At 58.4% G+C, this 26,146-nt stretch carries 23 protein-coding genes and 6 pseudogenes; 14 read left to right on the top strand and 15 right to left on the bottom strand.

The genetic code is table 11. From position 1 onward, the window contains the following. Window position 1: 1 nt before the first annotated feature. Window positions 2–169: pseudogene (locus SGP1_RS26725) on the top strand (RNA-binding S4 domain-containing protein); the annotation flags it as partial. Here SGP1_RS26725 and cysS read toward each other — a convergent pair. Continuing rightward, entirely contained in the window at window positions 159–1,532 is a 1,374-nt protein-coding gene (gene cysS, locus SGP1_RS05985) for a cysteine--tRNA ligase (RefSeq protein WP_011410568.1), read from the bottom strand. The pseudogene SGP1_RS26725 and the gene cysS overlap by 11 nt on opposite strands. Before the next feature lie 253 nt (window positions 1,533–1,785). Between cysS and ppiB the strand changes: the two genes are divergently transcribed. Then, the gene (gene ppiB / locus SGP1_RS05980) at window positions 1,786–2,280 is read left to right on the top strand and encodes a peptidylprolyl isomerase B (RefSeq protein WP_011410567.1); all 495 of its coding nucleotides are present in this window, start codon (window positions 1,786–1,788) and stop codon (window positions 2,278–2,280) included. 10 nt (window positions 2,281–2,290) lie between these two features. Next, on the top strand, window positions 2,291–3,010 hold the full coding sequence (locus SGP1_RS05975) for a UDP-2,3-diacylglucosamine diphosphatase (RefSeq protein ID WP_011410566.1): 720 nt from the start codon (window positions 2,291–2,293) through the stop codon (window positions 3,008–3,010). 136 nt (window positions 3,011–3,146) lie between these two features. Here the strand turns inward: SGP1_RS05975 and SGP1_RS34970 are convergent, their stop codons facing one another. Both SGP1_RS34970 and SGP1_RS29210 read right to left on the bottom strand, forming a co-directional pair. Next, a complete protein-coding gene (locus tag SGP1_RS34970) occupies window positions 3,147–3,278 on the bottom strand; it encodes a hypothetical protein (RefSeq protein ID WP_279379443.1) in 132 nt (43 codons plus the stop codon). Continuing rightward, window positions 3,275–3,460, bottom strand: coding sequence for a hypothetical protein (locus SGP1_RS29210; RefSeq protein WP_050747442.1), 186 nt, complete (start codon window positions 3,458–3,460; stop codon window positions 3,275–3,277). Before SGP1_RS29210 ends, SGP1_RS34970 begins: the two co-directional genes overlap by 4 nt. A 233-nt stretch (window positions 3,461–3,693) precedes the next feature. On the opposite strand from SGP1_RS29210, the gene purE reads away from it, so the two are divergent. After that, window positions 3,694–4,203 (top strand): 5-(carboxyamino)imidazole ribonucleotide mutase, encoded by a 510-nt coding sequence (gene purE / locus SGP1_RS05965; protein WP_011410565.1) that lies wholly within the window; start codon window positions 3,694–3,696, stop codon window positions 4,201–4,203. Beyond that, window positions 4,200–5,270, top strand: a complete 1,071-nt coding sequence (purK, locus tag SGP1_RS05960) for a 5-(carboxyamino)imidazole ribonucleotide synthase (protein ID WP_011410564.1) — start codon at window positions 4,200–4,202, stop codon at window positions 5,268–5,270. Before purE ends, purK begins: the two co-directional genes overlap by 4 nt. Before the next feature lie 38 nt (window positions 5,271–5,308). Here purK and SGP1_RS05955 read toward each other — a convergent pair whose 3' ends face one another. From SGP1_RS05955 to SGP1_RS05945, 3 genes and pseudogenes are all read right to left on the bottom strand, one after another. Further along, window positions 5,309–7,540 (bottom strand): NADP-dependent isocitrate dehydrogenase, encoded by a 2,232-nt coding sequence (locus SGP1_RS05955; protein ID WP_011410563.1) that lies wholly within the window; start codon window positions 7,538–7,540, stop codon window positions 5,309–5,311. A 412-nt stretch (window positions 7,541–7,952) separates the two neighbouring features. Then, a pseudogene (locus SGP1_RS05950) lies at window positions 7,953–8,999 on the bottom strand (ABC transporter permease); the annotation flags it as partial. 38 nt (window positions 9,000–9,037) lie between these two features. Continuing rightward, on the bottom strand, window positions 9,038–9,604 hold the full coding sequence (locus SGP1_RS05945; RefSeq protein WP_011410562.1) for an ATP-binding cassette domain-containing protein: 567 nt from the start codon (window positions 9,602–9,604) through the stop codon (window positions 9,038–9,040). Here SGP1_RS05945 and SGP1_RS29205 point away from each other — a divergent pair. The 3 genes and pseudogenes from SGP1_RS29205 to SGP1_RS32785 all read left to right on the top strand — a co-directional run. Beyond that, window positions 9,575–9,908 (top strand): annotated as a pseudogene (locus SGP1_RS29205) (GDSL-type esterase/lipase family protein); the annotation flags it as partial. The gene SGP1_RS05945 and the pseudogene SGP1_RS29205 overlap by 30 nt on opposite strands. A 207-nt stretch (window positions 9,909–10,115) precedes the next feature. Continuing rightward, window positions 10,116–11,033, top strand: coding sequence for an SPFH domain-containing protein (locus SGP1_RS05935; RefSeq protein ID WP_011410561.1), 918 nt, complete (start codon window positions 10,116–10,118; stop codon window positions 11,031–11,033). Then, window positions 11,002–11,472, top strand: coding sequence for an NfeD family protein (locus SGP1_RS32785; protein ID WP_424141140.1), 471 nt, complete (start codon window positions 11,002–11,004; stop codon window positions 11,470–11,472). The genes SGP1_RS05935 and SGP1_RS32785 overlap by 32 nt, the downstream gene beginning before the upstream one ends. A gap of 323 nt (window positions 11,473–11,795) precedes the next feature. On the opposite strand, the gene SGP1_RS05925 is transcribed toward SGP1_RS32785, so the two are convergent. Together SGP1_RS05925 and SGP1_RS05920 are read right to left on the bottom strand one after the other, a co-directional pair. Beyond that, window positions 11,796–12,395 carry a hypothetical protein gene (locus SGP1_RS05925; RefSeq protein WP_011410559.1) on the bottom strand — a complete coding sequence of 200 codons (600 nt, stop codon included), beginning with the start codon at window positions 12,393–12,395 and terminating at the stop codon, window positions 11,796–11,798. 155 nt (window positions 12,396–12,550) lie between these two features. Beyond that, window positions 12,551–12,868, bottom strand: coding sequence for a hypothetical protein (locus SGP1_RS05920; RefSeq protein ID WP_158302340.1), 318 nt, complete (start codon window positions 12,866–12,868; stop codon window positions 12,551–12,553). 508 nt (window positions 12,869–13,376) lie between these two features. Between SGP1_RS05920 and SGP1_RS32780 the strand changes: the two genes are divergently transcribed. From SGP1_RS32780 to SGP1_RS36145, 5 genes and pseudogenes are all read left to right on the top strand, one after another. After that, window positions 13,377–13,514: a hypothetical protein gene (locus tag SGP1_RS32780; protein ID WP_243466175.1), complete on the top strand. Its 138-nt coding sequence runs from the start codon at window positions 13,377–13,379 to the stop codon at window positions 13,512–13,514. Between the two features lie 130 nt (window positions 13,515–13,644). Further along, a pseudogene (locus tag SGP1_RS26715) lies at window positions 13,645–15,136 on the top strand (heavy metal translocating P-type ATPase); the annotation flags it as partial. A gap of 59 nt (window positions 15,137–15,195) precedes the next feature. Next, on the top strand, window positions 15,196–15,996 hold the full coding sequence (locus SGP1_RS05910; RefSeq protein WP_011410558.1) for a TraB/GumN family protein: 801 nt from the start codon (window positions 15,196–15,198) through the stop codon (window positions 15,994–15,996). A gap of 78 nt (window positions 15,997–16,074) precedes the next feature. After that, window positions 16,075–16,437: pseudogene (locus SGP1_RS36150) on the top strand (YbaK/EbsC family protein); the annotation flags it as partial. A gap of 39 nt (window positions 16,438–16,476) precedes the next feature. Beyond that, window positions 16,477–17,076 (top strand): annotated as a pseudogene (locus SGP1_RS36145) (cation:proton antiporter); the annotation flags it as partial. A gap of 26 nt (window positions 17,077–17,102) precedes the next feature. On the opposite strand, the gene hemH reads toward SGP1_RS36145, so the two are convergent. The 7 genes from hemH to apt form a co-directional block, all read right to left on the bottom strand. Next, window positions 17,103–18,110 carry a ferrochelatase gene (gene hemH / locus SGP1_RS05900; RefSeq protein ID WP_011410557.1) on the bottom strand — a complete coding sequence of 336 codons (1,008 nt, stop codon included), beginning with the start codon at window positions 18,108–18,110 and terminating at the stop codon, window positions 17,103–17,105. Window positions 18,111–18,517: 407 nt separating this feature from the next. Further along, entirely contained in the window at window positions 18,518–19,162 is a 645-nt protein-coding gene (gene adk / locus SGP1_RS05895; protein WP_011410556.1) for an adenylate kinase, read from the bottom strand. Window positions 19,163–19,479: 317 nt separating this feature from the next. Then, on the bottom strand, window positions 19,480–21,366 hold the full coding sequence (htpG, locus tag SGP1_RS05890; protein ID WP_162010790.1) for a molecular chaperone HtpG: 1,887 nt from the start codon (window positions 21,364–21,366) through the stop codon (window positions 19,480–19,482). Window positions 21,367–21,512: 146 nt separating this feature from the next. Then, complete coding sequence (gene recR, locus SGP1_RS05885; protein ID WP_011410554.1) at window positions 21,513–22,118, bottom strand: recombination mediator RecR; 606 nt, start codon at window positions 22,116–22,118, stop codon at window positions 21,513–21,515. Continuing rightward, window positions 22,118–22,447: a YbaB/EbfC family nucleoid-associated protein gene (locus SGP1_RS05880; RefSeq protein WP_011410553.1), complete on the bottom strand. Its 330-nt coding sequence runs from the start codon at window positions 22,445–22,447 to the stop codon at window positions 22,118–22,120. The genes recR and SGP1_RS05880 overlap by 1 nt, the downstream gene beginning before the upstream one ends. A gap of 59 nt (window positions 22,448–22,506) precedes the next feature. After that, a complete protein-coding gene (dnaX, locus tag SGP1_RS05875; RefSeq protein WP_011410552.1) occupies window positions 22,507–24,711 on the bottom strand; it encodes a DNA polymerase III subunit gamma/tau in 2,205 nt (734 codons plus the stop codon). Between the two features lie 74 nt (window positions 24,712–24,785). Continuing rightward, the gene (gene apt / locus SGP1_RS05870; protein ID WP_011410551.1) at window positions 24,786–25,337 is read right to left on the bottom strand and encodes an adenine phosphoribosyltransferase; all 552 of its coding nucleotides are present in this window, start codon (window positions 25,335–25,337) and stop codon (window positions 24,786–24,788) included. 255 nt (window positions 25,338–25,592) lie between these two features. Between apt and priC the strand changes: the two genes are divergently transcribed. After that, a complete protein-coding gene (gene priC, locus SGP1_RS05865; RefSeq protein WP_011410550.1) occupies window positions 25,593–26,126 on the top strand; it encodes a primosomal replication protein PriC in 534 nt (177 codons plus the stop codon). The last annotated feature ends 20 nt before the right edge of the window (window positions 26,127–26,146 follow it).

Here is a 26,146-nt window from a genome sequence, read left to right as displayed (position 1 = left end):
CATGACGACATTTTCTCTTGAAGGGCATCCTTACATCGCGTTATGCGATCTCCTGAAAATCTCAGGCTGATGCGAGAGCGGTGCGGCGGCCAAGCTGGCGATTGATGAGGGTCGCGTGACAGTTAACGGCGCAGTGGAAACCCGCCGGCTCAGGCCCGTTAACAGCGGCGCCAGGTCGTCCCCTGGGGGCCGTCTTCCAGCACAATGCCGAGCGCAGTCAGTTTATCCCGTGCTTCATCCGCCAACGCCCACTGCCGGGCCTTGCGCGCGTCATTGCGCTGCTGGATCAGCGCCTCTATCATGACATTGTCCTCCGCGGCGCCCTGTTGCAGGAAGGCGGCAGGTTCCTGTTCCAGCAGACCCAACACGCCGGCCAGCTGGCGTAACGTCGCCGCCATCCCCTGCGCCGCCGGCTGTTCGCTTTTCAGGCGGTTGACCTCACGGGCGATGTCGAACAGGACGGAATAGGCTTTCGGCGTATTGAAATCATCATCCATTGCGGCGATGAATTGCGCCACAAAATGGTCCCCGCCGGCAGGAACGGCGGTCGCATCGGTACCGCGTAGGGCGATATACAGGCGCTCAAGGGCCGAGCGCGCCTGTTTGAGGTTCTCTTCGCTGTAATTAAGCTGGCTGCGGTAATGGCCGGACATCAGGAAATAGCGTACGGTTTCGGCATCGTAATACCGTAGGACGTCGCGTACGGTGAAAAAGTTGCCCAGTGATTTGGACATCTTCTCGCGATCGACCATTACCATGCCGGCGTGCATCCAGACATTCACGTAGGGACCATCATGGGCGCAGGTAGACTGCGCAATCTCATTTTCATGATGGGGAAAAATTAGATCCGACCCGCCGCCGTGAATATCGAAATGATGGCCAAGCTGCCGGCCGTTCATGGCCGAACACTCAATGTGCCAGCCGGGGCGGCCGTCGCCCCACGGCGATGGCCAGCTCGGCTCGCCGGGTTTTGACATTTTCCACAGCACGAAGTCCATGGGATTTCGTTTCACATCGGCCACTTCGACGCGGGCGCCGGCCTGAAGCTGCTCCAGATCCTGACGGGACAGCAAGCCATAATCGCTGTCGCTGTCTACGGCGAACATTACATCACCGTTGGCGGCCACATAGGCATGATCCCTGTCGATGAGCTGGCCAACCAGTTCGATGATCGCGTCTATATAGTGGGTGGCGCGCGGCTCCTGATCGGGGCGCAGGATATTCAACTGATCGAAATCGCTATGCATCTCGCTAATCATACGCTCAGTAAGCTGATGAAAAGTTTCTCCATTCTCAGCGGCGCGACGAATAATTTTGTCCTCGATATCGGTGATATTACGGACATAATTCACCTCGTAACCGCGGTAGCGAAGGTAGCGGGTTACGACGTCAAAGGCGACGAAGGTGCGCCCATGGCCGATGTGGCAAAGGTCATACACGGTGATGCCGCACACATACATGCCGACTTTACCGGCATGGATAGGTTTAAATTCCTCTTTTTGACGGGTCAGGGTGTTAAAAATCTTTAGCATCGAAAATCATTCCATGTGTCTGCGGATTACGCGTGTAGAGCGCCCAGCGGTAAAGGTCAATAAACCTAACGGGGTATTGAACCCTGAAGCCGCAGCTATTGCAAGGGTATGCCACGGAATTACCGGTGGTCGACGTGGCGCGGGAAGGGAAACCGGGGGCCATTGCTGACTCCATGACAGAGTTATGCTATAAAACCCCTCTGCCCGTACACTTTGTATGAATGCAATTCATCAGACTTTCAGGACATTAACTATGGTCACTTTACATACCAATCACGGCGATATCGTTATCAAAACCTTTGCGGATAAAGCGCCGTTAACCGTTGAGAATTTCCTCAATTATTGCCGCGGCGGGTTTTATGATAATACCATTTTCCACCGCGTGATTAACGGCTTCATGATCCAGGGCGGCGGCTTTGTCCCCGGCATGGAACAAAAAGCTACCCAGGCGCCGGTGAAAAACGAAGCCAACAATGGTCTGAAAAACAACCGCGGTACGCTGGCAATGGCCCGTACCAACGATCCGCATTCCGCCACGGCGCAATTTTTTATCAACCTGGTGGATAATGATTTTCTCAACTTCCACTCCGAACGCCCTGACGGCTGGGGATACTGTGTTTTCGCCGAAGTGACCGAGGGGCTGGACGTGGTCGACAAAATCAAAGGCGTCGACACCGGCCGCAGCGGCATGCATCAGGACGTCCCGAAAGAAGACGTTGTCATCACCCATGTGACCGTTGCGAAGTAATTCCGCCCGCATGTCAACCCTGTTCGTCGCAGATATTCATCTTTGCGCACAAGAGCCGGCGATCACCGCCGGTTTTCTGCATTTTTTACGCACGCGCGCGATCGCCGCGCAAGCGCTATACATCCTTGGCGATTTGTTTGAGGTGTGGATAGGCGATGACGATCCCAATCCGCTGCATCACGAGATTGCCGTCGCGCTACAGGCGCTGACCCAGCGTGGCATTCCCTGCTATTTTATCCACGGGAATCGTGATTTCCTGCTCGGCAAGCGTTATGCCGCCGCCTGCGGCATAACGCTGTTGCCCGCGCAGCGGGTGATGCAGCTGGACGAGTTACGGGTCGTGATTTTGCATGGCGACACGCTGTGCACCGACGATAACGACTATCAGCGTTTTCGCCGCCGGGTGCATCAACGTTGGCTACAGCGGCTATTTTTGTCCCTGCCGCTGCAGCTACGGCTGCGTATTGCCGACAGGATGCGTGCCAATAGCCTGCGCGCCAACGCCGGTAAAACCGCCGACATTATGGACATCAATGCGCAGGCGGTTATGGCCGTGATGGATGATACCGGCGCAACGGTGATGATCCATGGCCATACCCACCGGCCGGCGATCCATCAACTGCCCGGGGAGCGCCGTCGTGCGGTACTGGGCGCCTGGCACCATCAGGGATCGGCCATCGAGGTTTCCACCAGCGGCGTCATGCTGCATGAGTTTTCTTTCGGCGGCTGAAATCCGCTGTCGGTGGACCCGTCGGCGTTCTCCTGCCTCCTGAAACGATACGCTTATGTCTGTGGTCCTGCGTACCTTCGGCACCGCCGCTCTTACAACACCGGCAGGTTTTACCCGAAAGCCGCATGGAGAACCGCTAAAGCGTTTCCACCAAGACAAACTCTTCCACCACCAGCGCCATTTCCGCCGTCACATCGCAGAAACGCACGAGGCGCAGGGCGGTGGGGTGGATGACCGCCAGCGTACATCCACGGCCGTCAAGGATCACGCTGTAATCACGGCTGCATCTTGCTGGTAGGCCTCCAGCGCGCTGCAGGTGGCGGTTTTAATTCCTCCTGCGACCAGCGCACCTAATTCGTCGGCCATGTCCGCGCTGTCGCCGAATGCCCAGAATGATGCGCCCGGATACTTTGCCGCAAGAGTTGCATTTTCCTTTACGTTAATTTCCATAAGCTATGTCTCGTTAATCCCTGCCCGCAGACGCGGGGGCAAGGTCGTTAGTGAATGAAACCGTGGGCTGCATTTTAGGCTGTGCGGCGCGGTTTTTCATGGGGCTAAATCGCCGCCGGCGGCTACGCAACCGTTTTCCTCCTTTTAGACCCATGATATGCTCTACGCCCGGTTAGTCAGGCCGCACGGTCTGTTAGCAATGCCGACATTATGATCACAGGAGCACAACGCGTATGCAATCCACCCTCGCCACGGCAAAAATAGCCATTGTCATGGGCTCTCAAAGCGATTGGAGCACGCTGCAATTTGCCGCGGAAATTCTCACCGCGCTGCACGTTCCTTTTGATGCGGAAATCGTCTCGGCGCACCGTACGCCGGATAAGTTATTCAGCTTCGCTGAGCAGGCGGCAGACAATGGATATGTGGTGATTATTGCCGGCGCGGGCGGCGCAGCGCATCTGCCAGGTATGCTGGCGGCCAAGACACTGGTTCCGGTATTGGGTGTTCCGGTGCAAAGCGCGGCGCTAAGCGGCGTGGACAGCCTGTATTCCATCATACAAATGCCGCGCGGCATCCCGGTCGGCACTCTGGCCATCGGCAAAGCCGGCGCCGCCAACGCCGCCCTGTTGGCCGCCCAGATTTTAGCGCTGCATGATACTGCGCTGGCCGGACGTCTGCGCCAGTGGCGCCAACAGCAAACCGATGAGGTGCTGAGCCATCCCGATCCGAGGGAACAGGCATGAAGCCCGTCTGCGTTCTGGGCAACGGCCAATTGGGTCGTATGCTGCGGCAAGCCGGCGAGCCGCTGGGCATCGCGGTGTTTCCAGTCGGTCTCGATGCCGAACCCGCATCCGTTCCGTTCCAGCAAAGCGTGATCACCGCCGAAATCGAGCGCTGGCCAGAGACCGCCCTCACCCGCGAACTGGCGCGTCATAATGGCTTTGTCAACCGTGATATTTTTCCCCGGCTGGCCGACCGGTTAACGCAAAAGCAACTGCTGGATCAGTTGCGCCTGGCGACCGCCCCCTGGGAGCCGTTGACGGGCGCAGCCCAATGGCCGGAGGTGTTTGTTTCCTTCGGCGATCTAGCGATTGTCAAACGCCGGCTGGGCGGCTATGACGGTCGCGGGCAATGGCGGCTTCATCCAGGTGACAAGGCCGCCCTGCCCCAGGACTGCTACGGCACCTGCATCGTCGAGCAGGGGATCGCCTTTGACGGAGAAGTGTCGCTGGTGGGCGCCCGTTCCGCCGACGGCGCTCAGGTTTTTTACCCGTTGACCCACAATTTCCACCAGGATGGCATTCTGCGCGCCAGCGTCGCGCTTCCCACCCCGGATAGCAGCCTGCAACGGCAGGCGGAAACTATGCTCGGCGCTATCCTGCACGAACTGAACTATGTCGGCGTGATGGCGATGGAGTGTTTTATCGTCGGCGATCGGCTGCTCATCAATGAACTGGCACCACGGGTGCATAACAGCGGCCACTGGACGCAAAACGGCTCCTCCATCAGTCAATTCGAGCTGCATTTGCGCGCCATTCTGGGGCTGCCGCTGCCGACTCCGGTCGTTAGCGCGCCCGCTGTGATGGTGAATGTGATTGGCAGCGGGATGAACACCGACTGGCTGGCAGACCCGCTAGTCCATTTGCATTGGTACGAAAAAGAGGTCCGCGCCGGGCGCAAGGTCGGGCACCTAAACCTGTGCCATCCCGATGACGCGGCGCTCAGCCGCAGTCTGCAGCAGTTGATGACGCTGTTACCGGGGGATTATGAAAACTGCATCCGCTGGGCGAGACAAACACTGGTAGACTGAGGATGGCTCCGCCGGGCAGGGCTGCCCGGCAGCCTTGCTTAGGCTTTCACCGCCTGTAGCGCTGCGTTAAGAGTGGCGCTCGGACAGATGGCTTTGCTGGCCAGCGCCGGATTCGGGTGGTAATAGCCGCCGATATCCACCGCTTGGCCCTGTACCTGATTCAGCTCCGCTACAATCTTCTGCTCATTGTCTGCCAGAGTACGGGCAAGAGAGGTGAACTGCTGCTGCAGCGCCGGATCGTCGTTTTGCTCCACCAGCGCCTGCGCCCAGAACAGCGCCAGATAAAAATGACTGCCGCGGTTGTCCAGCTCGCCCGTTTTGCGGGACGGCGATTTGTTGGCGTCGAGGAATTTGCCGGTGGCCTGATCCAGCGTTTTCGCCAGCACTTTCGCCTTGCTGTTACTGCCCGCGATACCGACATGCTCCAACGAAGCGGCCAGCGCCAGGAATTCTCCCAGCGAGTCCCAGCGCAGATGGTTTTCCTGCAAAAACTGCTGCACATGTTTCGGCGCAGAGCCGCCGGCACCGGTTTCAAACAGGCCGCCGCCGGCCATGAGCGGTACGATTGAGAGCATTTTGGCGCTGGTCCCCAACTCCATAATCGGGAACAGGTCCGTCAAATAGTCGCGCAACACGTTGCCGGTTACCGAGATAGTGTCCTTGCCCGCGCGAATACGGTCGATGGAGAACCGTGTGGCCTCCACCGGCGACATGATGCGGATATCGAGCCCGTGCGTATCGAAGTCCTGTAGATAACGCTGCACTTTCTCAATCATGCGCGCATCGTGTGCACGGGCCGGATCGAGCCAGAATACCGCCGGCGTGTTGGATTCACGGGCGCGATTAACCGCCAGCTTCACCCAATCCTGAATCGGCGCATCTTTGGCCTGGCACATACGCCAGATATCCCCTGTTTCGACCGGATGCGTCAGCAGCACATTACCTGCTTCGTCGGCGACCTGCACTACCCCGTCGGCTGGGATCTCGAAGGTCTTGTCATGCGAGCCGTATTCTTCAGCCTTTTGCGCCATCAAACCGACGTTTGGCACGCTGCCCATGGTCGTGGGATCGAAGGCGCCATGCCGTTTGCAATCCTCAATCACCGCCTGATAAACGCTGGCATAGCAGCGGTCGGGAATGATGGCTTTAGTATCATGCAGCTGGCCGTCAGGCCCCCACATTTTGCCCGAATCGCGGATCATCGCCGGCATTGAGGCGTCAACGATCACGTCGCTTGGTACATGCAAATTGGTGATACCTTTGTCGGAATTCACCATGGCCAGCGGCGGACGCTCGGTATACAGCGCATCGATGGCCTGCGTGATTTCTGCCTGATCCTCGGCCGGCAGATCTTTGATTTTAGCGTACAAATCGCCGATACCGTTGTTGGCGTCAAAGCCCAGCGTTTTCAATTTATCGTTATAGCGGGCCAGCACGTCTTTATAAAATTCCGACACCACGATACCGAACATAATCGGATCGGACACTTTCATCATGGTGGCTTTCAAATGCAGCGATAGCAGAACTCCCTGCCGTTTGGCATCGGTAATCTGCTGCGCGATAAAGCTGCTCAGGGCCTTTTTGCTCATTACCGCGGCGTCGATGATTTCGCCGATGTTGACCGCGGTTTTGGCTTTCAGCACCTGTTTGGCGCCATCGCGGCCGATGAGCGTGATACTCACGTTGCCGTCGCGTTCAATCAGAGCGGATTTCTCGCTGCCGTAGAAATCGCCCTCTTGCATTTGAGTGACGTGGGAGAGAGATGACGACGTCCATACGCCCATGCGATGTGGATGCTTACGGGCGTAATTCTTCACCGACAGCGGCGCGCGGCGATCGGAGTTACCTTCGCGCAAAACCGGGTTGACCGCGCTGCCTTTGATTTTGTCATAGCGGGCCTTGGCCTCTTTTTCCGTGTCGGATTTCGGCTCGTCGGCATAATCCGGCACCGCATAGCCCTGCGCCTGCAGCTCTTTAATGGCGGCCTTCAACTGCGGCAGCGAAGCGCTGATATTCGGCAGTTTAATGATATTGGCTTGCGGCGTAACCGCCAGTTGGCCCAGTTCCGCCAGATGGTCCGACAGACGCTGATCCGATTGCAGATATTCCGGGAAATTGGCGAGGATACGCCCTGCCAGCGAAATATCACGGGTCTCGACGGCGATCCCCTGGGATTGGGTGAACGCACGGATAATAGGCAGCAGCGAGTAAGTCGCCAGCGCCGGGGCTTCATCAGTGAGCGTATAGATAATCTTGGACGTGGTAGTCATTTATTACGTTAACTCCTCTCTCTCTCATAGCGATTGCAACTATCTGAAGAGTGCCGAACCGTTGCGTTCACCGTTGACACCCATTGGGAGCATAAGCGGAAACGCGGGTTTTCCGGATAACACTTCCTGGTGCTAAGTGGGCAGAGTGAATCTGCGAAGTGGCAGAGATCGCTGGCTGATAACCTCTGCGTAATTGTCGGACCTATTTACATTGTAGTGTGACGCCAGGCCGTTACTGTGCAGCAGGGGTCCGGGCCCTGTCAACCCGGTTGTCACTCTGCTGATTATTTTTTGTTGCGATAATGTTCCCATAGTGTAAACGCTTAGCCAAAATCCTGACCAAGTCGCCCTCTTCTCTGGACCAGACGGGCGCCACGTCGCCCTGCTGCAAAAACTGTTTTACCGGTTCCACCTGTTCTCCGGTCATATTCAACAAAAAATAGTTGGGGCTTTCCGGCGGCAATTGCTGTTGCCAGCACTGCAGCAGGTCGCCGCGCATCACCAACAGCAGCCCGAGCAACATAAACGACAGTGAAAACGCCGCCAATTGACTCTGCGTCGCCCAAGGCTGACGCAGTAAACAATTGACCGCCAGCCGTAAGGTGAGACGGCCGATAACGCATCGCGGCGCAATACGCGCAGCGGACGGGTGGCGAGCAGTTGCCGGTAAGGACGCAACCCCACCATCACGGCCAATGACCCCTAACGACCACAGCCAGGGCCATACGCCGGCGGGCGGAAGTTTATCCGGCAACACCGGCTCCAGGAGTTTTATCAGCAACGCCTCGAACGCCAGACCGATAACGGCGCCGCTCGATTCCTCCCTGCTGTACCAGCGCTGATCGGCTTTTAACTGCGGCGTCAGCCAGTCCTCGAAGCGTTGGAGCTGTTGGGGTCCGCCGGCGAACATATAACGCCAGGTGACCGGCCCCACCCGGCTGGAAGGCGCCGGTTTGCTCACGTCGGCGGTATTGATGATGATGCCCGGAGCGGTTTGAAACGGGTTAAAACCGCTGTCCGGTTCGCGCAGCACTTCGCCCGCCACCAGCAGCGTCGCGTCACCCACCTCCAGGGAATCGCCCATTTTCAGCCCCAGCAGCGCCAGCAGCCGCGGCGCCACCAGCACCTCTCCCTCTGCCGGGCGCAGATTGGCCGGTCGGGTCATCAAGGCGCCATACAGCGGGTAGTTGCCGTCGGCGGCCTTGACCCGGGCCAATTGCGCCGCGTCGCCGGCAAACGTCATGGTCATAAATGTCAATTGCCGGCTGAGCGTCAGTCCGTCGGCGGCGGCCTGGGAGAGCCAACGTTCATCTACCGGCCGGGCCGCGCGCAATACCCGATCTCCGGCCAGAAAATCGCGGCTTTGCTGGTTTAGCCCTTTTTCCATCCGATCGCTAAGCGTTCCCAGCGCCAGCACGCAGGCTACCGACAACGTCAGCGCCAACCAAACGATTAACATGGAGGGGGTTCGTCATTCGCGCCAGAACCAGCGAGCTATCATACTACTTCCTCCAACCGGCCGTCCTGCAGACGCAGTCGGCGTTCACAGAACGCGGCCAGTTGCCGGTCGTGCGTTACCAGAATCAGGGTAGTGGCGAAATCCCGGTTCAGGTTGAACAGCTCGTCGGCGATGCGATCGCCGGTGGCGCAGTCCAGATTGCCTGTCGGTTCGTCAGCGAACAGAATTTGCGGCCGGCCGATGAAGGCGCGCGCCAGCGCGACCCGCTGCTGCTCGCCGCCGGAAAGTTGCGCCGGCAAATGGACGTTCTCCAGCGCCGTCAGGGTAGGTACCAGCATGAACGACTGAAAAACGAAGCCGAGTTCTTCATTCAACGCCGTCAGATCGTGCCCCAACAAATGCACGGCACCGTCGCTACCGTAGTCGAGCCCGGCCAGGATCCCCAGCAGCGTCAATTTACCGGAACCGGACTCGCCAATCAGCGCTATTTTTTGCGCGGGTTTGACAACCAGCTCAACTCCGGTAAGGATGTAGATATGGTGTTCACCCCCCTGACCGACGTGCTTACTAAGATGATGAACTTCAAGAACGTTTTCCGCTGGCATTTCCCTTTCCTTATTCTGTTGAGTCTGGTGAGCGTACGGGCGCTGGCAGCAGGACGATAACGCCATCAACGTGGTCAACGCCAGCATCAGCGGTGATACCGCCACCCAGGGCGTAGCACGTCTGCCGGCGCTACTGCGCCAGCATAAGCCACGCTGGGTGGTCATCAAGCTGAGCGGGAATGATGGTCTGCGCGGTTTCCCACCTCCGCAGATAGAACAAGATTTGGTCAAAGCCATTACCTTAAGCCAACAGGTGGGCGCGCAGCCGCTACTGATGCAGATTCGCCTGCCTTTTTCTGCCGGTTTTATCACGCCACCGGCGGCCAAAAGCGCAAAAAACGCGCCCGACTCCCTGTAACCGTTATGATCCCGTCCCTTTTATTGCGCGAATCACTGTAACCTGGCGCGCTTTGTTGTATCTTCTCTTTTACGACACGCGACCCGCCCGCCTCAAAGGGCAAGATGGCGGCCCGGTGCGTTATCCTCTGGAAATGAAAAGGAGCCTTCACCTATGTTAATAGTCATTCCCGTTCTGGTCGTGCTCGCCCTTATCGTGGTCGCCGCGGGTATCAAGATCGTGCCGCAGGGCTACCAATGGACGGTTGAGCGATTCGGCCGCTTTACACAGGCGCTGAAGCCTGGTCTGAATCTGGTCGTGCCGTTTATGGACCGCATCGGCCGTAAAATTAACATGATGGAACAGGTGCTGGATATCCCCTCCCAGGAAATCATCTCTAAGGATAACGCCAACGTCACTATCGACGCCGTCTGTTTTATCCAGGTGGTGGATGCCGCGCGCGCCGCGTATGAAGTCAGCAATCTCGAGCAGGCGATCCTCAACCTGACCATGACCAATATCCGGACCGTGCTTGGCGCCATGGAGCTGGACGAAATGCTGTCCCAGCGCGACAGTATCAACGTCCGGCTGCTGCAAATCGTCGACGAGGCGACCAATCCCTGGGGCATTAAAGTCACCCGCGTCGAGATCCGCGATGTGCGGCCGCCGGCGGAGATGATTGCGGCGATGAACGCCCAGATGAAAGCGGAGCGAACCAAGCGCGCCGATATTCTGGAGGCGGAGGGGGTGCGCCAGTCGGCCATCCTGCGCGCGGAGGGGGAGAAACAGTCGCAGATCCTGAAAGCCGAGGGCGAGCGGCAGTCGGCGTTTTTGCAGGCCGAGGCCCGGGAGCGCGCCGCCGAAGCGGAAGCACGGGCCACGCAGATGGTCTCTGAGGCGATCGCCGCCGGTAATATCCAGGCGATCAATTACTTTGTGGCGCAAAAATACACCGATGCGTTGCAAAAAATCGGCTCCGCCAACAACAGTAAAGTCATTATGATGCCGCTGGACGCCAGTAACCTCCTGGGCGCCATTGGCGGTATTGCTGAACTGATTAATGAGAGTAAATCCGGTCGGAGCAAGGGATGATGTGGATGGCGATAGCGGAACATCCGCACAATGTCTGGCTGATTCTGGGCGGCCTGCTGCTGGCGCTGGAAATGCTGGGCGCAAGCGGGTTTCTGCTGTGGAGCGGTATTGCCGCGCTGCTGGTAGGGCTGGTGCCGATTGGCTGGGAGTGGCAGGGGGCGACCTTTGCCGTGCTTACCGGTTCGGCCTGGCTGTGGTGGTATCGCCTGCGCGCCAGCGATCGCGGGCGTCCGGTATCGGTGTTGAATCAGCGCGGACAGCAGCCATCGAGCTGCGCACGCGCCTATCCGAGCCCCTTAGCAACGGTTTCGGCCGCCTGCGCGTGGGCGACAGCACCTGGCGCATCCAGGCCAGCGAAGATCTGCCGGCGGTGACCTGGGTAGAGGTGTACGCCACTGAGGGGATTACCCTGCGGGTGCGGCGCGCCTTACCAGAATAGCGGTAGCAGGCCTGAGCGGTCCGCCTGCGCCCGCGCGAACTCCTGTTAGCGGACCCGTATCGGTCACCGCACCCGCGCCGGCATTTGCTAGTGTAGCGCATCGCAATGCGCAGATACCAACTCGTCGGCAAAGGGCGGGCCCACCCACGGCACTCCTTCGTCTATTCTGTCCTGACCGATACAGCAGAAGGCGAGTTCTCGCGACCGCCCCACCGCCCCTCACCGGACGGCGGAATTTGTGTTGCCATATTGCCCATCAGTTGCAACGCCCTTGCGGCGGAACCGAGCTCGCCTAGAGGTCAACCATTGCCGTCGGCGCCGAATTAGCGCGCCGCCTCAACATGCGCACTGGCGTGAAAATCGACGCACTTAACCTGACCATCAGGCGGGATAGTCAACGTCACCGCCATCTGAAAGTGCGGATAGATGTCCCGCTTGGGACCGTTAATATTGAATTCAAGATGCGCCTCTTCGCTCATCAGACGGCGCGTCGTCTGGCGCACCGTCAGACAGCGTTTTCCGGCTGATAGAACAGTTCCACGGCGTTGGAAATCCCCCCCCAGGACAAAATTCTCATTAAAGTCATTGGGAAAAGACGCCATTCCTTGATGGACATCGGCAAAACCGCTTTGACTGCCCACCTCAACCAGCGCTGCCCGTTGCTGCGGCGTCAGTTTTTGATAAAGCCCGTGGGTGGCGTCGGTAATGTCTTCCTCCATCATACGGCTGACGCCATCAAATACTGGCCGGCCATCGATGATGCTTTCACCGCTCAACCGCCACATATCGATTAACAACCGATGCGGCGCCATTTCCCCGATCGCCGTTTGGATATCTTTCGCCAATTGCTCACGCACCGAACGGCTGATGCTCTGTTTCACTTCCGGATGCTGCACGACTTGCTGCAGATAATAAACCGCCAAGGCAGAAACCGGCGAGCTATCCGAGTCAATATAATCCAGCGTTTTGACGCAAATATCGCCAATATAAAAATCGACGCCGCGATAATGGTTTTCCTGGACGCGAAATAATGCCTTGTCTTCCGCCTTCGCTAAGGCTTTAAGATTGGTAAATGCATTTAGCGCGGTGTGAAGCGAAGTGGATTTGCCTTCACCGCCCGGGGTTCCGGCAAGTTATCGCTGTGAATCAAGCGATAAAGGCAGTCAAGGGCGTCCGATTTATTATATGGACGGAAAAAATTTTTAATACGATCCCAAATTCCCAGGTGTGTGGCATAGTCTTTATCCGGGCTGAGCAGGCGGCCAATACGGGAGGGATTAATGGCCAACGAATGCTGACCAATATCGACCTTGAGTGATAATGACATAACGAATTCCTTATCAACCTTTATATTTGAGTAATGATGACGCGATGTGATGATGCTGAGCGGCGACACCGACCACGAACGCCAATACACCTTCAACGGTCATAAGACCTTTACCCAGGCGCAACACGGGGATTACGAATCATTAACAGGATTATCGCACCGGCAGGCCTTAACGTCCTGGTGCATAGACGATCACGCTTAACCTTCATGGCCACAGGGTTGTTGGACTATATTCCCTCCACTGCGAAACGGGATCGGGTCAATACCGCAAATCACCGCCCCAAACCTTTGGGGCCGAAGATGTCGTCCCGCCTCAGGGGGCTGGGCGCTCGCGGGCGCAAAATGATGTATTTTTAGCTTTAAAGACTTGACCTTCGCCCGACAGGAAGGTTTAGGCTGATTGTCATAACATGACCGGTAGTACGATGTTCTTGCTGCAAACGCACGGGTGATAGCCGGCTACCGTCCCTTTTATCTGAGGAGGAAACCATGTCTACGACGACGGAATTAGCGTTGCAGGATTTGACCTTCAACCATTGCATCAATCGGGTGAAACGAGCGTTGGAAGCGGTACCGGGTGTCCGCCGAGGTGACGCTGGATCGCGCCCACGTCACCGGTAACGCCACCTCCGGCGAACTGATCGCGGCGGTGCATCAGGCCGGCTATCAGGCGCGCCAAACCGAGGCGGCCGCTGCCCCAAAACTGCGCCGCTGACGGGCCATAGCGAAGCGCAGGAGCCCCCGGCAGCGGCGAAAACATTTCCGGCGCAGGCCCACGCGCCGTTGGCAGAGGCCCCTGTGCTGTCGTCGGCGGATGAGAGCCTGCATTTGCTTATCGATGGAGTGAGCAACTGTTGCCGCTGGCGCACGTCGTGCCCGGTATGACGCTGCGCTTGGTCAGCGGCGACCGGGTACCGGTAGATGGCGATATCGTCCAGGGCGAGGTCTGGCTGGATGAGTCAATGCTGACCGGCGAACCGGCAGCACGGCACAAACAGGCCGGCGATCGCGTCCATGCCGGGACGGTGGTGGCGGACGGTAGCGTGTTGTTCACCGCCCAGGCTACGGGTAATCAAACCACGCTGGCCAGAATCATCCGGCTGGTGCGGCAAGCGCAAAGCAGCAAACCCGCCATCGGCCAGTTGGCCGACCGGATTTCGGCGGTATTTGTGCCTGTAGTGGTGGCTATTGCGCTGGCGAGCGCCGCTATCTGGTTTGTGTTCGGGCCTGAACCCTGCATTGCCTACACGCTGGTAATCGCCACGACGGTGCTCATCATTGCCTGCCCCTGCGCGCTGGGTCTGGCGACACCGATGTCCATTATCGGCTGGCGTCGGCCGCGCCGCGGAATTCGGCGTGCTGGTTCGCAACGCCGACGCTTTGCAGCAAGTGACCAGTACCGATACGCTGGTGTTCGATAAGACCGGCACGCTTACCGAAGGACGGCCCCGGGTAATGGCTATCGAACCGTTTAACGGCTGGGATAACCGGCGCTCGCTCACGCTCGCCGCGGCTATCGAACAGGGCTCAGCTCATCCGCTGGCGCACGCCATTCGCGCCCGCGCGCAGGAAGACGATAACGGTCAAACTCTGCCTCAGCCGGAACAATTCTGCACCTTATGCGGTCTTGGCGTTAGCGCACGTCTGGCAGGACAGCAGGTTTTACTCGGCAACGACGCGTTGCTGACGCAGCAGGGTGTGGACACACCGGGCGGGCGCAGGACGGCTGCGCTATTGGACGCTACAGGGCGCCACGCCGGTATTGCTGGCCGTGGACGGTCAACTGGCGGCGCTGTTCGCGGTGCATGACCCGTTACGCAGCGACAGCGGCGAAGCGCTTGAGCGTCTGCGCGCGGCAGGGTATCAGCTGGTCATGTTGACCGGCGATAACGCCGACACCGCCCAGACTGTCGCGGCCCGCCTCGGCATCGATCAGGTCATGGCCGGCGTCCTGCCCGACGGAAAAGCGGCCGCCATTGTCTCATTACAGCGCCAGGGCCATCGGGTGGCGATGATTGGCGATGGCATGTTGGCGCAGGCGGAAGTTGGCATCGCCATGGGCAGCGGCAGCGATATGCGTTGGCGTTGTCTAACACCACGTTGCGCAATATGAAACAAAATTTGCTGGGTGCGTTCTTTTACAACGCGCTGGGTATTCCTATTGCCGCCGAGATCCTGTTTCCTTTTACCGGTACCCTCCTCAGTCCGGTAGTGGCGGGCGCGGCGATGGCGCTTTCCTCCATTACGGTGGTGAGTAACGCCAACCGGCTTATCCGCTTCAAGCCGTCATACGCCCGCATCGACCCGCGGAGAACGCCGGCGGCGGCAGATTCCTGACCGCCCACCCGTCGCTTCATGCTACCCTTAGCCAACGAAAAAGCACCGGAGCGATAGGCATGAGAAATGTATTACGGCGCCTGGCGAGTCTGTTGGGCGCGTTAACGCCGGCGACGTTTCCCTGGCCGGGCATGGATGTCAGCCTGGCATCGGGGCGACAATTTCATTTGGTGGGCAGCATCCATATGGGAACATCGGCGATGGCCCCCCTGCCCGCGCGTCTGCTGGAGCGACTCGAGCAGGCTCAGGCGCTGATCGTGGAGGCGGACATCACCGTCAGCCCGCCTCTGACAAACGCCGGCGAGACACAAACGCCGTTGGCGGACCGGCTTAGCGCATCGCATTATGATCACGTGCATCAGTTGAGCGAAGAATACCATTTGGATCTCGCGGCGCTTGACGCCTTGCCCGCCTGGCATATCGCCTTACTACTGCAATCCCGTCAGGCGGAGCGGTTGGGCCTGCGCGCCGATTACGGTATCGATTATCAGTTAATCCAGGCTGCACGCGCCAATGATCAACCGATTATCGAATTGGAGGGACCGGAGGAACAGCTGGGGCTGCTGCGCAAATTGCCGGATCAAGGCGCGGCGCTGCTGGAGGACACGCTGACGCACTGGCACACCAATGCGCGGCTGCTGCAGGTCATGATCGGCTGGTGGCTAGAAAGCCGGCCGGTGGACGTGCGCCAGGCGTTTCCCGCAACCTTCAGTCAGGATCTCTACCGCTATTTGATGACCGACCGTAATCATCGCTGGAAATCCACGCTGCAACAGCTGCCGCCTGGCGCTTACGTGGTGGCGGTCGGCGCCTTGCATCTCTACGGCGCTGATAACCTACCGGGACTGCTGCAGCAATGAACACCATCGGGGATCATTTACCCGCCGGAGTGCTTGCGCTACTCTGAACGCCTGAACTTTTGTTTGTAGGATCCCGTCATGACGCCCTCGGTCACCTTACTGGAAAAACACCGTATTTCTTTTACTCTGCACGCCTACGAGCACGAAGCCAATGAAACCCATTTCGGCGAGGAGGCGGTACAGAAATTGGTGCTCAGCGCCGATCGGGTCTATAAAACGTTATTGGTCTCTCTCAATGGCGAACCGCGGCAGTTGGCGGTGGCGGTCACGCCGGTCTCGCTGCAGCTGGATTTAAAGAAAATTGCGCGCGCTTTGGGCGCCAAAAAAGCGGAAATGGCCGATGCGCAACTGGCGCAGAAAACCACCGGCTATCTGGTGGGTGATATCAGCCCACTGGGGCAGAAAAAACGCCTGCCGACGGTCATTCATGCACCAGCGCAGGCCTTCGCCACCATCTTTGTTTCGGGCGGCAAGCGCGGTCTGGATATCGAGCTGGCGTTGACGATAGGCAAGGTGGTCGCCTTTATCACCCTGATGATTGTCGTGGGCCGCCGGCTGGTCCCCTGGGTACTGGCCAGCACCGGTTCCCGTGAATTGTTTACCCTCGCCGTACTGGCGCTGGCGCTCGGGATTGCCTTCGGTGCGGTTGAGCTCTTCGGCGTTTTCTTTGCTCTCGGCGCCTTTTTCGCTGGCGTGGTACTCAACGAGTCCGAGCTTAGCCACCGCGCCGCGCATGATACGCTGCCGCTGCGCGGCGCCTTTGCCGTCTTGTTTTTTGTCTCGGTGGGTATGCTATTCGACCCCACTATTTTGCTGCAGGAGCGGCTGGCGGTAATGGCGACCCTGGCCATCATCTTGTTGGGCAAATCGGCCGCGGCCTTCGCGCTGGTCAAATTGTTCGGGCTGTCGCTGCGCACCTCGTTGACCATTGCCGTCAGCCTGGCGCAGATCGGAGAATTCGCGTTTATTCTCGCCGGCCTGGGCATCGCGCTCGATATGCCGTCCGAACAAGGGCGCCATTTGGTCTTGGCCGACGCGATTTTGTCGATAATGATTAATCCGCTGATGTTTGCCCTATTGTAGCGCTATTTGGCACGTTATGACAACTAAAACGACGCCAGCGAAACTACTGCAGGTGGAGGTGCCGATGGTCGCAGCGCCGCCGTCACAAGCTGGTGCAACAGATCGACATGTGCCGCATCATCATTTAGCGCCGGGATATAATGGAATGTACTACCGCCGGCATGTTCAAATATCTCCCGGTTTTGCACCTGAATTTCCTCCAGCGTTTCCAGGCAGTCAGCGGCAAAGCCGGGACAAATCACCTGCACATGCTGCACGCCCGCAGAAGGCAGGCTTTTCATCGTTTCATCGGTGGCGGGTAGCAGCCAGGGATCACGGCCGAAGCGCGACTGGAAGGTCATCATTACCTGTTCTGGCGGGTAATCCAGCGCCGCGGCCAGGGCTTGGAGGGTAACGTCGCACCGCTGCGGGTAATCATCACCCTCCTCGGCGTAACGCTGCGGTATGCCGTGGAATGAGATAATCAGCCGATCCGGCCTACCGTGCCGGGTAAACGCGCGCTCAACGCTTGCGGCCAGTGCCGCGATATAGGCGGGATGTGCTGCATAATCGCGGATGAAACTTATCGATGGTAACCGGCGGTAACCGGTGAGAATACGCGCCACCGCATCCCAAATCGCGGCGCTGGTGGAGCAGGAGTACTGGGGATATAGCGGCAGAATCACCAGTCGGGTGATGTCTTGCGCGAGCAGGCGCGCGATTGCCTGCGGCAGCGCCGGCTGGCCATAGCTCATCGCCAGCTCTACCGCGACATCAGGCAAGCTGGCGGCCAGCGCCTGCTGCTGGCGGCGGCTGTAGACCAGCAGCGGCGATCCCTCGTCCATCCAGACGCTTTGATAAAGCTTTGCTACCCGCGGTGAACGCAGCGGCAGGATAGCGCCGTACAATAGCGGTAGCCATAGCGCCCGCGGCGTATCCACCACGCGTTTATCGCTGAGGAATTCGGCCAAGTAACGCTTGACCGCCCGGGGAGTGGGGGCTTCCGGCGTTCCCAAATTGACCATCAATACGCCGTATTTTTCCTGGCTCATTGCTATTTCCTTATCGGTTCGTCGCCGGCGCTAACCCAATGAATTTATCAGAGTTAAACGCGCTGGCGGAGAGGGTATTGTAGCGGAAAAGCGGCTTTTGAGAATGGTTATCATCCATTATCATTGCAATAGGTGATGTCTGAGGGGGGCGCCAAATGGTTGCGCCAATAATCAGGCGTAGCGCCAGCGGTCGGAAGCAGTGGCAACAATTGGATACAGCGCTAGCGGTCGGATGCAGCGCCAACCGTAAGAGCCAGCAACGCGAATGCGGACACAACAACCGGCATGAGCGTTCGGTCAAGCATGACAGCGGTCAAGGGTGGTTCCCAACGGACCGCGCTGACAGCCTGCGCCCAGACGGAGGCACAGGCGCGGCTGCTTGCGGTGGCGAATCATCCAGCGGTAGATCAACCGAGGATGGCGGCCAATTCAGCGCTCACTTCGCTCACATTGCGGGTACCGTCAAGGGTGAAATACCGGGTATTCCCGGCGTCCGCTTCTTTACGGTAATAGTCGATAAGGGGTGCCGTCTGCTGATGGTACTCCACCAGGCGCTTGCGTACGGTGTCTTCCTGATCATCCTTGCGGCTGGTCAGCAGCTCGCCGGTCACGTCATCCTTGCCTTCTTGCTTGGGCGGATTGAACTTCACGTGATACACCCGTCCTGAAGGGGCATGCACCCGACGACCGACAATACGGTCAATAATAAGGCTATCCGGCACCGCGAATTCCAGCACATAATCTACCGCGATACCCACCTCTTTCATGGCGTCCGCCTGAGGGAGAGTACGGGGGAACCCATCCAGTAAAAAGCCGTTGCGGCAATGGTCTTGTTTAATGCGTTCTTTGGCCAGTGCGATGACCAGCTCATCGGTCACCAGCTTTCCGGCATCCATGAGGGCTTTGGCCTGTCTGCCGAGCTCAGACTGCGCTTTCACCGCGGCACGTAGCATATCGCCGGTGGAAATCTGCGGAATGCCGTACTTCTCCATGATAAATTGTGCCTGAGTGCCTTTACCAGCGCCCGGAGCGCCCAGCAGAATGATACGCATTGCGTCAATCCCCTTGCTAATCCAAAAGTATTTTAAAATCTGAAAAAACGATAAACCATACCAATACCGGCACGCTTTCCTCAAGCCACCGGACGCATTGACGGCGCTTGTCCGCGGCTTTCGGATTTGCCTGAGGGAAACGCCCTACCGCTGGCGCCCACGATCATAACGCAAAACCGTTTTGGCGGCGCGGGAATATCATGGCAGGCGGGGATTTTTTCGCACCTGGCGGCAAGGGACATTTCCTACCGACGCGCGCAAGAAACGGCAGACTGCCCCGAACGGGGGCCTGCCGCGATACCTATAGGGATTTGACCTTAGGCGTTTAACAGCTGGTTCATACGGCGGATAAACTGATTGGGATCGTCAAGCGTACCGCGCTCGGCCAGCAACGCTTGATCCAACAGCAGCTCCACCCAATCGCCAAACGCGCCGTCATCGCCCAAATTGGCAGTACGTTTGACCAGCGCGTGGTCCGGGTTGAGTTCAAAGATATATTTGATCTCCGGTGCGGCCTGACCGGCGGCGGCGAACAGTTTGGCCATCTGCGTCGTCATGTCATCGGCATCGGTCGTGACGACCGCCGGGGTATCGGTGAGACGGTGCGTCAGCCGTACTTCTTTGACTCGCTCGCCGAGATAGGTTTTTACGCGCTCAACGAACGGCTCAAGGGCTTTTTCCACCTCTTTCTGCTCTTCGTCTTCTTCATCAGCCAGCTTATCCAACGACGGATCGGCTTTGCTGACCGACTGGAACGCTTTGCCGTCAAACTCCGTCAGGTAGCTCATCATCCATTCATCGATACGATCAGAGAACAGCAGCACCTCGATGCCCTTCTTACGCAGCAACTCCAAATGGGGACTGCTCTTGGCGGCGGCATAGCTGTCGGCGGTGATGTAATAGATTTTTTCCTGCCCTTCCACCATGCGCCCGACATACTCTTCCAGCGAGACGGTCTGTGCCGGGCTGTCTCCATGGGTAGAAGCGAAGCGCAGCAGTTTAGCAACCGCTTCACCGTTGGTAGGATCCTCGCCGGCGCCTTCTTTCAATACCAGACCAAACTCCTGCCAGAACGATTGATACTGCTGTGCATCGTCCTTGGCCAGCTTCTCCAGCATCGACAGCGCACGTTTAGTCAGCGCACCCTTCAGGTTCTGCGTCACGCGGCTGTCTTGCAAAATTTCCCGCGACACGTTGAGCGGCAGATCGTTGGAATCAATCAGCCCCTTCACGAAGCGCAGGTAATTCGGCATGAATTGTTCGGCGTCATCCATGATAAACACGCGCTGCACATACAGTTTCAGTCCATGTTTGTGCTCACGGTTCCACATATCCCAGGGCGCTTTCGCCGGGATATAAAGCAGGCTAGTATATTCCTGTTTCCCTTCAACCCGATTATGGCTCCAGCTTAGCGGCTCACTGAAATCATGGGACAAGTGCTTGTAGAATTCTTTATATTCGTCATCGCTGATGTCGGCCTTGTTACGGGTCCACAGCGCCTGCGCTTTGTTGATTTTTTCCCAGGTCACGACCTCTTCGTCGCTGCCCTCTTCTTCGCTTTTGCTACGTGTCTCGATTTCCACCGGCAGCACAATGTGGTCGGAGTATTTGCCGATAACGCTCTTGAGACGCCAGTCATCAAGGAAATCGTCTTCGCCCTCGCGCAGGTGCAAGGTGATTTCCGTACCGCGCTCCGGCTTGGTGATATCGGCGATGGTGTAATCCCCTTCACCAGCAGACTCCCAGAACACCCCTCCATCGGGTTTGGCGCCGGCGGCACGGGTGCGGACGGTGACCTTGTCCGCGACGATAAAGGCCGAATAGAAGCCAACGCCGAACTGGCCGATGAGCTGGCTGTCTTTTAGCTGATCGGATCCCATCGATTCCAGGAACGCCTTGGTGCCGGATTTGGCAATCGTACCCAAATTGTCAATCACTTCCTCGCGACGCATGCCGATACCGTTATCGCTGAAGGTGAGAGTGCGTTTTTCTTTATCGCAGGACAGGCGTACGCGTAACTCGCCGTCCCCTTCGTATAAATCGGGCTGTGACAGGGCGCGAAAACGCAGTTTGTCCGCCGCATCTGATGCGTTGGAAATAAGCTCGCGCAGGAAGATTTCTTTATTAGAATAAAGAGAATGGATCATCAGATGAAGCAGCTGCTTTACTTCCGATTGGAATCCGCGGGTTTCTTGTCCTTTCATACTCATGTTATACCTCAATCCAAAATGCGACCAAATAGGCAGTTAAAGACGGCAATGAAGTACAAATGGGGATAAGGGAGGACTATTTCAAGCGAAAGGTGAAAAAAGCGTACCTCCGGCCGCCGGCGGACCGGCCTGAGGCGGCGTCAGAACTTGATGGGATGACGGCCCGCCAGCGAATGGGACAGCGTGGTGCCGTCCACCATTTCAAGCTCGCCGCCTACCGGCACGCCATGGGCGATGCGGCTAGCCATGACACCGTAATGCGCGCACATTTCAGCGATATAGTTGGCGGTCGCCTCCCCTTCTACCGTCGGGTTGGTGGCCAGGATGACCTCTTCAATGCTTTCGTTCTCAAGCCGCTCCTGCAGCCGCCCGAGACCGATATCGTCCGGGCCGATACCATCGAGAGGTGACAGGTGCCCCATCAGCACAAAATAGCTCCCGGCGAACTGGCCGGTCTGCTCAATAGCATGGATGTCTGCTGGGCTTTCCACCACGCAGATTTGGCCCGACTGCTGCCGGCGGGGATTGGCGCAAATCGTGCAGACAGGCTGCTCGGTGAAGGTGCGGCAATCCGCACAATGGCCGATTTCCGACATCGCGCGGGTCAGCGCCTGCGCCAGACGCATCCCGCCGCTGCGATCGCGCTGCAGTAAATGGAAAACCATACGCTGCGCCGATTTCGGCCCGACGCCCGGCAGGCAGCGCAAGGCCTCCGTCAATGCCTCCAGTAAGGGACTGGTTTGCATCAGAACGGCATTTTAAAACCAGGAGGAAGCTGCATGCCGCTGGAGACGGCGGCCATTTTTTCCTTTTGGGTTTCGGCAATACGGCGGGCGGCGTCGTTGAACGCCGCGGCGATCAGATCTTCCAGCATATCTTTGTCATCTTCCAGCAGGCTGGGATCGACCTCGACACGGCGGCAATTGTGCGCGCCATTAATCGTGACCTTGACCAGGCCGGCGCCCGACTCTCCCGTCACTTCCAGCTGCGCGATCTCTTCTTGCATCCGCTGCATTTTTTCCTGCATTTGCTGGGCCTGTTTCATCAGGTTACCCATTCCGCCTTTACCAAACATAGTCTTCTCTCTTAGTTGCATCGGGCCGCACTGGCGGCGTCTTGCCGCAGCGCGGCGGGTTATACGGGCCGGATGCTGTCTTCATCCAGCTCGGCGTCAAAAAAGCGTCGCAGCATCTGAATGTGCGCATCGTTCATAATCGCTTCCCGCGCCCGCATCAGTTTCTCTTCATAAATCGCCTGGCGCCATTCCAATGGCGTTTTCATCGCCGGATTATCATCTTCCGTTACGGTTAATTCAACCGGCGCGCCCAAATCGGCGCTCAGCGCGGCGCACAGGGCGCTTTGCGCCGAGGCCGAGTTTAGATGACGCTGCGAGGCGCGCAGGTGCAAACAGACTTTGCCCGGCGCCAAATCCTCTTTCCAGGCGTTCAAAGCCAGCTGCTGCACCAGTTTGGGCACCGCCAGACGGTTGACCTGCGCCGCCCAGGGATCGCGCGTCAGCGACTCTTCTGCCAGGCACAACGCCAGCTCCGGCGTTTTTTCATGCTCCAGCGCCGTGCGCAGCGCCTTCGGGGTCGTTACCGGCTCCGGGGCTGCCTCGGGCTGTTGGCTGGCACGCCAGCGGTACTCCTCCGGCCGCGGGGTTTTCGCCGGCTCTGCCCGGCCGGCGGCGGGTTGGCGCTGATGCGCGCGCTCGCCTACGGTGGCCAGCCGCTCCAGCGCGGTAACGGCATTTTTTTGGAGCGCCGGCGCCGGTTCATCCTTTTTTGTTTTTTGGCTCTCCTGCCGCTTTAATAGGGCGGTGCGGGCCTGCAAAAGCTGTGCGGTCGCATCTGGCAACGGGCTGTCGCCTTTGGAAGACGGCGCGAAAGGTGCCCGCGACGCTTCCTTCTCAGGCGTCAGAACGCCGTCTTGCCAATCGCCCTGCGCTTCATCATCATCGAAGCCGCTGGCGGTATAGGCCAGCATTATACTCTCTTCGTCGCTATCGACCCCGCTGGGCTGACGACCGCCAGGCGACGACGAAGTCTGCGCGCCAGTCAATGATCCCGCTACCGGAGCAGCGCCGACGCTACGGCCGCCGTTAGCGACGGGCGCAGGCCTGGCGGCGGACGCGTCCGGGGCACCGGCTGTTGCGGCCGCGCCGGTGGCAATGCTGTCGTGGCGCGCGTTAGCGCCGAATTCAGCCGTTTTTTTTTCCGTTCTGGCGACGGTCGTCACCGTTTCCACCACGGCGGGATGGAACGCCAGCGCGCGCAGCAGCGTCATTTCTACTCCCATCCGGGGATCGGGCGCAAAGGGCAGCTCTTTGCGCCCGATAAGCAGGATCTGATAGTACAGTTGCAGATCGGCCGGCGGCAAACGCCGGGCCAGGTCGCGCAAACGCGCTACGCTGGCCGGATCGTCCTCATTATTCAACTGGTCCGGCACCAGCTGGCACAGCGCCAGACGATGCAGTAAAGAAAGCATCTCGACAAGCAGACTTTCCCAATCCATACCGCGGGCAGCGCATTGCGCAAGTTGTGCCATCATCGCGCCGCCGTCGGCGTTGGCCAGCGCCTCGATAAGCGCCAGCGGCTGCTCGGTGTTAAGCGTTCCGAGCATCAGACTTACCGCCTCGGCGCTCACCTCCCCCTGGCCCATGGCGATGGCCTGGTCGGTCAGACTGAGGGCGTCGCGCATGCTGCCGTCGGCGGCACGGGCCAGCAGCTGCAGCGCGCGCGGCTCGGTAACGATCTGCTCCTGCTGCAAGACGGAGGACAGCTGGTTGCGGATCTGCTCAACGTCGAGCGCCTTTAAATGAAATTGCAGACAGCGGGAAAGGATTGTAACCGGCAGTTTTTGCGGATCGGTGGTGGCCAGTAAAAACTTGACGTGCGCCGGCGGTTCCTCAAGGGTTTTCAGCAAAGCGTTAAAGCTGTGGCGGGACAGCATATGCACTTCATCGATCAGATACACCTTGAAGCGGCCGCGCGCCGGGGCGTATTGAACGTTATCCAGCAGCTCACGGGTGTCTTCAACTTTAGTGCGCGAGGCGGCATCGATTTCAATCAAATCGACAAAGCGCCCTTGCTTGATTTCCCGGCAATTATCGCACTGGCCGCAGGGGGTGGCGGTGATACCGGTTTCGCAGTTCAGCCCTTTGGCCAGCAGACGGGCAATCGTGGTTTTACCCACGCCGCGGGTGCCGGATAGAAGATAGGCATGATGGATCCTGCCCAATGAAAGGCCGTTTGCCAGCGCTGTCAGGACATGCTCCTGGCCTACTACATCGGCAAACGTTTGCGGACGCCACTTACGGGCAAGCACCTGATAGCTCATGAGTCGCGATTTACGTCGGGGGAACAGAGGGCCATGCTAACACAGCACAGCACAGCACCGCGAGGCTGTTGTCATCAGTGGCCGGGGAAGAGTACCAGGCTATAACTAGCTACGCCGATACTGTTTAGAAGCGTTTCACCCCCGAGGTAGGCCAAATTGATAACGAAGGCCGCATCCTGCACCTCGCCGCCGAGCCGCCGAATTAGTTTCACCGTGGCGCAGATAGTCCCTCCCGTGGCCAGCAGATCGTCCACCACCAGTACTTTATCGCCGGGTACTATAGCGTCTTTATGGATTTCGAGGCCGTCGGTGCCATATTCCAGCACATAGTTTTCACTGATGGTTTCACGCGGCAGCTTGCCGGGCTTGCGCACCGGAACAAACCCCAGCCCCAACGCCAGAGCGACCGGTGTGCCGAACAGAAATCCACGCGCTTCGGTGCCAACGATTTTCGTCAGGCCGGCATCGCGAAAGCGATCGGCCAACAGCGCGATGCTGGCGGCATAGGCGCGCGAGTTTTCCAGCAGGCTGGTGACATCGCGAAACAGGATGCCGGGTTTCGGATAGTCCGGAACCGATTTAATGCTTTGCTTGATTAATGCTAATTGTTGTTCCGTAGCGGTCATAGTGGGTATGCCTGGAAAAACCTCAATTCATCATCAACGCGGTGCCTGTCATGGCTAAAACAAGACTGACCGCGCACGAAAGCGCTCAAATCTATGCAAACTACCGCAAAAATGCAACCGCCGGCAAACGTAGAAGAGGCAAATTATTGACGTGGCGCAAGGCTGCGCCCCCTGCGTTAATGCTGTGCATCACTGAAAACGACGGGGTATTATCATAAAAGTCGACTCCGATGTCATTCATTACAGGTAAATGGCGTGCACGCATCTCAACTGATTACCGCCCTTGGCGCCCGACTTAACGAATTAGCCGCACGCATCGACACTCAGGGACACCCACTGGTGCAGCAATCCCGTTTCGATCCCCTGTTGTTCAGCGCGCGCGGCAACCGGCTTCAGGACTATCTGTCCGAGAGCCGCGCAACGCTCTCCCATTTGACCAGCGCGGTGGAACAGGGCCGCACCGAGCGCGTTGCCTGGCTGGCCCAGCGGCTCACCGATCAAATGTTGGCACTCTCACGCGAGCTGGCCACGCAAAATTTGCGTCACGAGCACCCAGCCAGCACGCCGGCCGAAGATGTGTATGCCCGACTGGCCGAGCATCAGGATTATGAGCGGCGGTTGCTGGCGATGATCTGCGATCGCGATAGCTTGCGCACTGCTGCAAACGATCTCGCCCGCACTCGGCAGCTACAGCAGGAAATCGCCGCGCTGGAAGGACGTCTTATGCGTTGCCGGCAGGCATTGACCCGTCTGGAATATCAAATAGAGTGCCGGGAACGGGGAGAATAAACAAAATAATTCATCCGGTG

It is taken from the genome of Sodalis glossinidius str. 'morsitans', from assembly GCF_000010085.1.
Classification (GTDB): domain Bacteria; phylum Pseudomonadota; class Gammaproteobacteria; order Enterobacterales; family Enterobacteriaceae; genus Sodalis; species Sodalis glossinidius.
This window is presented reverse-complemented; position numbering and strand designations above follow the sequence as displayed.

Coding starts and splice junctions, on each gene's coding strand:
- SGP1_RS32785 (WP_424141140.1), top strand. CDS start 11,002: ATGAGAGTAAATCCGGTCGGAGCAAGGGATGATGTGGATGGCGATAGC.
- adk (WP_011410556.1), bottom strand. CDS start 19,162: ATGCGTATCATTCTGCTGGGCGCTCCGGGCGCTGGTAAAGGCACTCAG.
- SGP1_RS05880 (WP_011410553.1), bottom strand. CDS start 22,447: ATGTTTGGTAAAGGCGGAATGGGTAACCTGATGAAACAGGCCCAGCAA.
- SGP1_RS05935 (WP_011410561.1), top strand. CDS start 10,116: ATGTTAATAGTCATTCCCGTTCTGGTCGTGCTCGCCCTTATCGTGGTC.
- ppiB (WP_011410567.1), top strand. CDS start 1,786: ATGGTCACTTTACATACCAATCACGGCGATATCGTTATCAAAACCTTT.
- dnaX (WP_011410552.1), bottom strand. CDS start 24,711: ATGAGCTATCAGGTGCTTGCCCGTAAGTGGCGTCCGCAAACGTTTGCC.
- SGP1_RS29210 (WP_050747442.1), bottom strand. CDS start 3,460: ATGGAAATTAACGTAAAGGAAAATGCAACTCTTGCGGCAAAGTATCCG.
- purK (WP_011410564.1), top strand. CDS start 4,200: ATGAAGCCCGTCTGCGTTCTGGGCAACGGCCAATTGGGTCGTATGCTG.
- SGP1_RS05945 (WP_011410562.1), bottom strand. CDS start 9,604: ATGCCAGCGGAAAACGTTCTTGAAGTTCATCATCTTAGTAAGCACGTC.
- SGP1_RS05975 (WP_011410566.1), top strand. CDS start 2,291: ATGTCAACCCTGTTCGTCGCAGATATTCATCTTTGCGCACAAGAGCCG.
- SGP1_RS05910 (WP_011410558.1), top strand. CDS start 15,196: ATGAGAAATGTATTACGGCGCCTGGCGAGTCTGTTGGGCGCGTTAACG.
- purE (WP_011410565.1), top strand. CDS start 3,694: ATGCAATCCACCCTCGCCACGGCAAAAATAGCCATTGTCATGGGCTCT.
- htpG (WP_162010790.1), bottom strand. CDS start 21,366: ATGAAAGGACAAGAAACCCGCGGATTCCAATCGGAAGTAAAGCAGCTG.
- recR (WP_011410554.1), bottom strand. CDS start 22,118: ATGCAAACCAGTCCCTTACTGGAGGCATTGACGGAGGCCTTGCGCTGC.
- apt (WP_011410551.1), bottom strand. CDS start 25,337: ATGACCGCTACGGAACAACAATTAGCATTAATCAAGCAAAGCATTAAA.
- hemH (WP_011410557.1), bottom strand. CDS start 18,110: ATGAGCCAGGAAAAATACGGCGTATTGATGGTCAATTTGGGAACGCCG.
- SGP1_RS05955 (WP_011410563.1), bottom strand. CDS start 7,540: ATGACTACCACGTCCAAGATTATCTATACGCTCACTGATGAAGCCCCG.
- cysS (WP_011410568.1), bottom strand. CDS start 1,532: ATGCTAAAGATTTTTAACACCCTGACCCGTCAAAAAGAGGAATTTAAA.